Origin of the sequence: Flavobacterium sp. (assembly GCF_039932285.1) — a bacterium.
Lineage (GTDB): Bacteria > Bacteroidota > Bacteroidia > Flavobacteriales > Flavobacteriaceae > Flavobacterium.
In genome coordinates this window covers 40,773-49,403 of record NZ_JBDTQE010000012.1, presented here as the reverse complement: position 1 = coordinate 49,403, position 8,631 = coordinate 40,773, and the positions used below count along the sequence as shown (strand labels likewise).

The window sequence follows — 8,631 nt, the reverse complement described above, 5'->3', positions numbered from 1 at the left end:
TTAAATTTCAAAGCTAATAAAGCATCGTGAACAGAATTATCAATCATTAAATTTTTTGTTGAGTATATAATCCACTAATTTTACGGCAAAAAAGTGATTGGTTTTTGCTATATTACTTAGAATATTAAATATGTAATTTGATGGATATTTTTCGCTTTTATAATATTTATAACAAGAATTTAAAATAACTTCCTCATTAGGGTTATAAATTTCTAAATATTTAAAAAATGTTTCAACATAGTCATTCTTTTCTTTTCTATCAATTTTCTTGTTTTTCAGTATAACAGAATAATACTCTTCAATTAAATTGTATTCAAATTTATTGATAATAAATGTTTTGAAATGTTTTTTATAAGTAGCAAAATTTGGATTTGAATCAAAAAGCGGATATTTTTCTTTTATGTTTTGTTCAAAATCATTTACAAAATTTAATGCTAATTTTATTTCTGAAGGAAGTTCTTTTTTTAAGTCTATTTCTGCAATCTTTAAAAGTTCATCATTTAATAAGTTTGAATCAAAATTGACAATAAATGTTTTAGACTCTTTTTCTATTGATATAATTAAGTTGTTTTCTATATAAAAATCGAAATCAGGTTTATCTGTAAAATTATGCTCATCTGTATTGTTCTGAAAACAATAGCATAAAAGTCTTTCTATTTTTTCTGCAATTTGATTCATAATTTTGGAGAAGCTATTTGCTTAATTACTAAGTACTACTTTAATTCTTAATTATTCACCCACTTATTCACCCACTTTTGGATTGATATAATGTATTATCCAAACTCCACCTTTAGTTCCTTCACGTTCTAGTAAACCTTCTCCTTTAAGAACATCTATATTATTATCTAATGCAGTAGCACTAAAATCTACTAGTTGCTGCAATACAGACTTTTTAATACTCGGATTGTTGTGAATTGCTGTAAGGATTAGAATTTGTTTTTCAGATAAATTATTCACCCACTTATTCACCCACTTATCGAAATCGAAAGGTCTTCTTAAAGTGACAGTAAACATTCCGTCTGTAATAAACTCAGGAGGTGTTAATCCTTCGTCTTTCATTACATCACGAATACGAGCAATACCCGAACCTATTTGTTCTACTAAACGCATTCTTTCGAACAAACCAAAAATTAAAGGATTTCTACTCGCACTTCTTTTACCAAACTCATTTCTTGGAACAGCACTTATTAATCCTCCAGGATTCGAAATTTCCACACGATCATCAAACACTTCTATTGTTATTCTTGCTCCTTTATCATAGTAATCGCGATGTGCTAATGAATTGATAATAGTTTCTTTAAAAGCTATAATTGGAATTTCCCAATACTCATTTCTTGGATTTGCTCCATCACTTTCAATATCATAGCGTACATTAAGTTTTGATTTTAGCCAAATCATACTTTTTTGATATTGCTGATAAAGTGTTCCAGTCATTACTTTATCATCAATAATGTATCTTTTATCTAAGCCATCGAATACTAAACAACGAATAACGGCTTTTTCGAAAAACTGTTCTGGATTGTTTCCAAAAAACAAAATAGTACCATTCTTTAAATGGCCATCGTTTGCAATTAGTTTTAAGTTTGTAAATAATTGTTCGTCTGAAGTGGCATTTACCAAACCTGCTTCAAATCTAAATGTATCTATGTTTTCTTTTGAAATTGTAGTATCAATATTTGCCTCCATACAAGAAGCATCGTCAAAATAAATTTTGCCTGCTTGTTGAAAAAAGTCTCTCATTTCTTCAGCTGATGTCAATTTTTGGGAATTTGGCCCCTGACGCACATAAATTGCACCTGATAGAACATACGGTTTATTTTGACCTGACGGCACTTCTATAACTGCCACATTCAAACCATCAACCTCAACAATATAAAACTCGCATTTTAAAGCCGGAGATATTTCATTTATAGAATTTTGTATAGCAGAACGTTTTCCATTATCGATCGTTACTCCTTTGATCGTATTTGTATCATCAACACCAATTAAAACTACACCTCCTGAAGCATTAGCAAAAGCACATACTTCTTCTGTAATTCCTTTTACATTACTTGGAATACTTACTTTGAATTCGGCATTGTAGCCTTCTCCTGCGGATACTATCGATTTTATTTGGGTTGGGTTGAGCATTTCATTTTAAATTAAAGTCGTATTTCATATCTTTCTTCAAAAAAAGCATCTAGTGTGTCTTTGTTATTTTCATTAAGGATAAAATCAATTTCATTATTTGTAAAATCACAAATTCCAAAATTGTTAATGTAATTACCATTTAAGGAATAATAGCTTGATGAATATGGCTTACTTGTGGTTTTTATATAATACCAAAACAAGCGTGATTCCATTATTTTTTTAGCCAATAACATTTCTTCTTCGGAATGACCAATAACAGCTAAGCCATTATAAAATAGTAAATCAATATCATTACTAATCAAAAAGTCAGGAGTTTTATCAGAAAATTTAGGGAAGAATAATTTGTTTTCAACTTTTTCTAATGATTGGGTTCTACCAAAAGCAAACCATTTTTCATATTCCCCTTTTCCTTTATCTCTCTTTGCTAGTTCTTGCTTTTTCTTTTTGAAGTATTTGTATGCCTCTGGAAAAACATCTTTCAAAAATTCTTCTTCTAAAGCTTTTGGTTTATTGTTATTATTATAAGGAAATAATACTTTTTCTCTAACAGTATCAAAATCTATACTTCTGCTTAGCTTGTTTGAGTTAAGTATATCTTTACAAATTCCTTTTTCAATTGGATATAAATTACCGTTTTGTAAGTAAAAAAAATCTTCATCTTCTGCTACAGGTTTAAAAATAAACAAATCATTTCGTAATGTAGCAATACCGTGTCTTGTTTTATAAAGCTCTCCAAAAGGAGTTCCAACAGATTCTATCCTGGATATGACCTCATTATTGTTTAGGTTCCAACCTTTTTTTGCGTCTAAATTGTGAAAATTTACTCTATTGTATAAGTTTCGATTAGTAGGCAACTCTTTAGTAACAGATTTATAATACTCAACGAAATTCTGCTCAGCGTTTTCTAAAAAACAAATACATGTGTAAGTGCTTTTTGATTTAAAAATCTGATGTGTGCCAAAATCAATAATCCTAATTGCAATTCTATTATCTTCAAAATACTTTCTTAAAGCTCTTCCATTTAAACTCTTAAAAAATGTATTCATGGTTATGTAACCAAGTATACCATTTGGAGCTAAATTTTCATAGCCTATTTGAAAGAAAGGTATATATAAATCTGGATTTCCAGTTGAGCATACTTCCCATAGTTTGACATTTTCTTTGGCTTCAATATCAAGATTTCGAGCAGAAACATACGGTGGATTTCCAACTATAATTTCAAATCCTTGAAAATCATTAATGACTTCTGACCAATTAAAAATTAAAGTATCCCCTTGATGAATATTAAAATGAAATTGTTCAACATCTTCACCCTCAGATAAAGCTAGAAGGCTTAATAATAATTTACTTCGAGTAACTGAGTACTCTTGTATATCTAAACCAAAAATTTGATTTTGAAAAATACATTGATAACTATTTCCCGTTCGTCTTTTAATCTCTTTTGCAGCACTGTATAAAAAACCACTACAACCACATGAAATATCAGCAATTTTGGCATTTAAAAGTTGATTCCCTACTTTTCGAAAAGACTGTGAAATTATGTATTCACGAATATCTGATGGTGTGTAAATCGCACCGTTTACAATTCTATCTGATGGAGAAATAACAAATTCAAATAATTCAATTAAATCTTCAATAGTAAACTTATCTTTGATATTTTTAATTACATCTATAAATCCATTTAAGTTTTCATAATCTTCATCGTTTTCATTAATTGAGTAACTTAATAATAATGAGTTATTATTAAGTAATATTTTATTTATATGAAGAAAAGCAGATATAATAAGTCTGTCTACAAACCATGGATTTGAAGTGCATTTCTGACTTAAATATTTTGTTGCGTTTTTCATTTTAAAGACTTCCTAATTCTTTGGTATATTTATGATATTCTCGATATAGATTTAATAATTTATCTTTTAATATTTGGTTATCCATTTTATCTAAAAATTCTTCACATTCTCCAATCAAGTTGTCTAATTCTTCTATTTGCCATATTATTTCATGTTGTGGCTTGTGAAGCTTTAACTTATAATATATCCATTTACCTAATTGGGTTTGATGTATAATTCTTCCATTATCAAATCTTAAAAATTGCTTTTCATATTCATCATCGCACGGGTCAATAAACCCTTCATTATTTTGATGATGGATTAATTCATCACCAGTTGGCCAATGTGCTCTTTTGGAATTATTACAAGATCTGCATGAATAAACTAAATTTAAATAATCTGTTTCCTTAATTTTATTTAAAAGTTTCTGAGGAACAAAATGGTCGATTTCAAACCAAATAGTTCTCCACACATCAATATCATTACAATATCCACAACGGCATTTATAATCTTTCTTTAACTCATCCCTATGATCAGAATATTTATTAACCACAGTTTTGATATCTCTTCTTTTAGGAGTTTCTTTTCTAAATGGAATCATATTATTTACCTTGATTTAGTTTTTTAAGCTCCTCCAAAATTTCTTTTGTTTCATTCACAAACTCATTAAGTTTTGAGATAGAATCTCTATGAATTAGATTTGCAGGTAAATCTTTTCCTTCTGGATTAAGTTCATCAAACAAAATATATAATTTAGAAAGTTCTTCTTCCTCCAAAATTTCTAAACCTTGATTATTTCTCTTTTCAATAAGTGTTTCAATTTTCACATTTGTGTCTTCTATTTTTCTATAATAGTTAGTAATGTTTGATTGGATTTTTGATTTAAAAATATCAAGTTCTTCTTTTTCTCTGTCATTTTCTACAGACAAGATGTTTTTGTTGTAAATAATGTGTACATCATCTGTATGTCCAATTGCTTGGGTAGGAAATGAAGTCAACATAACAATTGGAAAATGAGGTCTTATTCTTTTTATTTCCTCTACAATTTTATTCCCATTAAATGGAACTTCTGCATTTTCTTCTAATAAATAGTCTGTGACTATTGCATCAAGATTACTTGATAATAACTGACCAAGTATTGATTCAACAGAAGATTCAGAGTTAACTACAATTCTTAATATTTCAAAATCATTCTTAAAAGTTTGATAAAAAGTATTTATCCAGCCTTTATCTTCGTCTATGTATGCAATTTTATATTTCATCATCTAGTTTTGAATGTTATTTTAAATGTCAGCCCATTATCGATTTTAACAATAGCGATTGATGAATTATTATACTCTTCAATTATTGATTTCACAATATAAAGACCTAATCCAGTCCCAACCTTATTTCCTTTATTATCTGTTTTAGATGATTCATTAAGATTGAAAATCTCCTCTGGATTATCTTTATACTTTAAGTCAAGCCCTTTTGCGTTATCAGAAAAAATAATCTCAATATCATTTTCTTTTTTTTGCAAGCTGATTTGAATTTTCTTCTGTTCTTTATTAAATCCGTTATGTGCGTTTATAGAGTTGGATAGTAAATTATTAAATACTGAATCCATATTAACCTCAAAGGCTCTAATTATGTAGTCAGCATCATCAATTTTATTTAAAACAAGAGTTATGTTTCTTTGTTCTAAAGCTTTACTCCAATTTGCCTTAAAGTTTTCAAAATATTGATAAAAATCAAGGTTCTTTCTTTCTCTTTTATCAATTTTCAAAGTGCTCAATGAATAATCAAGCCAATGCTTTAACTTAGTGTCTTCGTCACGCATTAAATCAATCATATAGAAAGGATTGTCATCTTTGTCTAAAGTTTTTCCTAATTCATTCTCGTCTAAATGATTTCTTAATTCATCTACTAAGAATTTTGTACGAGGAATTAATCTAGCTCTTAAACTTCTAACTTCGTGTGCAAATGAAGATATAATAAGCCCAACACTAGCAAGGCTTCTTAATAATCTTAACTCTTCATCTTTTTTCTCATTATCCTTTTCTAATATCAATATGGCATCTGCCATATTTTCTTCGGATTCTGAATATTCTTTATTATCATTAGTTGACTTATCATCATTCTTACGGTCAGAATCATTACTATAGTCCTTTCTTTCTTCTTTTTGCTTTCTAATTCTTTCTACATCTTCTTTTGCCTTTCTTAACGTTTCAGCTTCTTCATTTCTATTAGTATGAAGTTGCGATAGGTTATACATTACAACATTTCTATCCTTTTCAAATAGTCCGATTATATCAAGTAAAATATTTTTAAAAAGTTCAAATTCTTCATTTTCAATAATACCTTCTCGACCAGATTTATCTTGAAAACTTTCGTTATGAAGTCTAGATATTTTAATTGTTCCAGCTATCTGATTAGGTCTAATTTTATATCCACCTAATCTTTGACCAACACCACCAGGACTTTGAGCTTGTCTCTCTCCTAATCTTAACCAATCATCTCCATTTTCTCCATAAGGTCTAATTCGGAAATCATCTCGAAATATCTTAATACCACCAAACTTTTTTATCCATGATTTTCGATTAGCACTATTGATGCTTTTATATGGGTACTTCTTTAAATCACCATCTTCTTTGTCATCGGAAATTGTATTCTTTAAAAAATAAAAAGTAAAATCAAATTTACCGACTCTCTCTAATAATTTTTTGTCTACTTTCTCAGATATTAATTTTTCAATAGGTAAGTCAAATACAATTTTTTCTTTCCTAAAATCTTCGAGTTTATATGGTGCGTTTTTCATCATATCAAAATCAAAAACTTCTGTGTATCTATTTTCTAATGAATCAACATCAAGTTCATTTCGTGAAATTTCTATATTTAATGTTTTATCATTTTCATTATTATACGTGGCTTTTAGCTTATAATCATAATCGTCATAAAAAGCTCTTTTTAAAGTTCCAAATTCTTCTAAATTACCTAGCAAGAATAAATCAATTCCAAAATCACTTTGTTCTTCTGGAGGTAGAAGCATCTCTAAATTACCAAACAACTTCCTTAACTTATCTTCATTCCATTCATCATTGAGCTCTGTTATTTCAATTACAGTACCCGATTTAAAATTAACTTCTTCAAGTAATTCTTTTATTTTTGGATAAGAGGAAAATCTATTTACATATTCATGTTTAAGATTTACATTATCCTTTACAGACAGAACAGCTTCCACATCTGAAACTATAGCTCCTTTTTTATCAAAATCTTTCCAATCAACTGTCCATTCAAAACCTATATTATTGCTATTTGGTAATAGTTTAGTATTTGGTGTTTCTGATGGATCTTCATGAATTTCTTTTTCAACTTCTATTTCTAATACGGAGGGAAGAGATGTCATATTTGTTAACATCCCTAACCTGTTTAATGCAAAACGTCCTATACCTTTTGCTCCAGTTTTTATTCTTCCACCTTCTGTCGTATGCTCATACAACTTGTCATCGGTACCAATAGTCATCCATTGGTTTTGAATTATTTTATCATACATTCCGATTCCGTTGTCAATGATGTAGATACAGCTATTCTCTTTTTCGAACTTTTCTATTTCAATTTCGACACCTTCATCATTTATCACTTTTTCTTTTTTGATTTTTAGATCAAAAATCAGAATACATTTACTAGCATCTGCGTCATAAGTGTTTTTAACTAATTCAATTACGGCACCTTCTTCGGTTGAGAAGTTTTCTAAACCAATTAGTTTAGCTGTTCTAGCTGAAACTTTAAAAGGTATTTTAATAGTGTTATTAATCATTGAATAAAGAAGTTAATTTTATATTTAGCTTTTCAGCAATTTGAATAAAGGTTTTAATTGGCGGTTGTATTTCATTTGTACACCATCGAGAAATAGTAGCTTCATTTTTGCCTAATTGTTCAGCCAACCATTTGCTAGTTAAATTCTTTTCAGCTAATACTACTTTTAATCTATTAATTGCTTTTTTGCTCATATTCTTTGCATGATATGCAAATATATTGAATTTAATTACAATTTTAAACTATTAATATTGTCAATGTAAAACTGCAATTCATATAATTCAATTAACTCTTCAGTCTTGTTTTGTAATTGTGCTAATTGTATAAAATTAATGTTTTGATATAATGCTTTTTCGCCCAATATCTCTTGCAAAATAATGTAAATAGCTTGTTGAAGAATTTTAGTATTGCAATGGATTTTATAGTTTTTAAGGTAAATTATTATATCAAGTTTTTGAATTCTATCATCATAGTTTAATGGCAAGAATTTGATTTCACTGGTTTTTATTGTTATTTCTTGGAAAATATAAGGTTCATCTAAACCCTTAATAATTCTTTCTATTTTTTCTGTGGGTTGAATGAATGCTGTGAATTTCCAATGTCGTAATACCGGAGCATTATTGATTAACTCGATTACTTGGTTGAAGTAGTCAGGGTTTCCGTTTGCTGTTATAATTATTTCTGTCTTTTGGTTTTCCTTTATTGGAAAGACTATCATAAAATCTAACTCTTTAGAGAAATACCCTAATTGTTTGTTTAACCAATAAGAGATATTTTGCTGATTTTTTGGAATTTCTATGATTAGATCCTTAATAGTTTGATTGTTGTCTTGGAACCAGTTCCAGAAGATATTTATTTTTCTCATGATTTTTTGTTT

8 protein-coding genes are annotated in these 8,631 nt (G+C 28.4%); all 8 read right to left on the bottom strand.

All coding sequences use genetic code 11. The features are described 5' to 3' along the window. Positions 1-39 precede the first annotated feature (39 nt). Positions 40-678: a hypothetical protein gene (locus ABI549_RS04330; RefSeq protein ID WP_348075226.1), complete on the bottom strand. Its 639-nt coding sequence runs from the start codon at positions 676-678 to the stop codon at positions 40-42. 63 nt (positions 679-741) lie between these two features. Continuing rightward, the gene (locus ABI549_RS04325) at positions 742-2,130 is read right to left on the bottom strand and encodes an ATP-binding protein (protein ID WP_348075225.1); all 1,389 of its coding nucleotides are present in this window, start codon (positions 2,128-2,130) and stop codon (positions 742-744) included. 11 nt (positions 2,131-2,141) lie between these two features. Further along, on the bottom strand, positions 2,142-3,980 hold the full coding sequence (locus ABI549_RS04320; RefSeq protein WP_348075224.1) for an N-6 DNA methylase: 1,839 nt from the start codon (positions 3,978-3,980) through the stop codon (positions 2,142-2,144). Position 3,981: 1 nt separating this feature from the next. Continuing rightward, positions 3,982-4,560 (bottom strand): HNH endonuclease signature motif containing protein, encoded by a 579-nt coding sequence (locus ABI549_RS04315; RefSeq protein WP_348075223.1) that lies wholly within the window; start codon positions 4,558-4,560, stop codon positions 3,982-3,984. Between the two features lies 1 nt (position 4,561). Further along, positions 4,562-5,224 (bottom strand): hypothetical protein, encoded by a 663-nt coding sequence (locus ABI549_RS04310; protein WP_348075222.1) that lies wholly within the window; start codon positions 5,222-5,224, stop codon positions 4,562-4,564. Next, complete coding sequence (locus ABI549_RS04305) at positions 5,221-7,755, bottom strand: ATP-binding protein (RefSeq protein WP_348075221.1); 2,535 nt, start codon at positions 7,753-7,755, stop codon at positions 5,221-5,223. Before ABI549_RS04305 ends, ABI549_RS04310 begins: the two co-directional genes overlap by 4 nt. Continuing rightward, positions 7,748-7,948, bottom strand: a complete 201-nt coding sequence (locus ABI549_RS04300) for a helix-turn-helix transcriptional regulator (protein ID WP_045968913.1) — start codon at positions 7,946-7,948, stop codon at positions 7,748-7,750. The genes ABI549_RS04305 and ABI549_RS04300 overlap by 8 nt, the downstream gene beginning before the upstream one ends. A gap of 35 nt (positions 7,949-7,983) precedes the next feature. Further along, complete coding sequence (locus ABI549_RS04295; RefSeq protein ID WP_348075220.1) at positions 7,984-8,619, bottom strand: hypothetical protein; 636 nt, start codon at positions 8,617-8,619, stop codon at positions 7,984-7,986. Between the last annotated feature and the right edge of the window lie 12 nt (positions 8,620-8,631).

Excerpts from the sequence above, each read along its gene's own strand:
- ABI549_RS04330 (WP_348075226.1), bottom strand. The coding sequence starts at position 678 with ATGAATCAAATTGCAGAAAAAATAGAAAGACTTTTATGCTATTGTTTT.
- ABI549_RS04325 (WP_348075225.1), bottom strand. The coding sequence starts at position 2,130 with ATGCTCAACCCAACCCAAATAAAATCGATAGTATCCGCAGGAGAAGGC.
- ABI549_RS04320 (WP_348075224.1), bottom strand. The coding sequence starts at position 3,980 with ATGAAAAACGCAACAAAATATTTAAGTCAGAAATGCACTTCAAATCCA.
- ABI549_RS04315 (WP_348075223.1), bottom strand. The coding sequence starts at position 4,560 with ATGATTCCATTTAGAAAAGAAACTCCTAAAAGAAGAGATATCAAAACT.
- ABI549_RS04310 (WP_348075222.1), bottom strand. The coding sequence starts at position 5,224 with ATGATGAAATATAAAATTGCATACATAGACGAAGATAAAGGCTGGATA.
- ABI549_RS04305 (WP_348075221.1), bottom strand. The coding sequence starts at position 7,755 with ATGATTAATAACACTATTAAAATACCTTTTAAAGTTTCAGCTAGAACA.
- ABI549_RS04300 (WP_045968913.1), bottom strand. The coding sequence starts at position 7,948 with ATGAGCAAAAAAGCAATTAATAGATTAAAAGTAGTATTAGCTGAAAAG.
- ABI549_RS04295 (WP_348075220.1), bottom strand. The coding sequence starts at position 8,619 with ATGAGAAAAATAAATATCTTCTGGAACTGGTTCCAAGACAACAATCAA.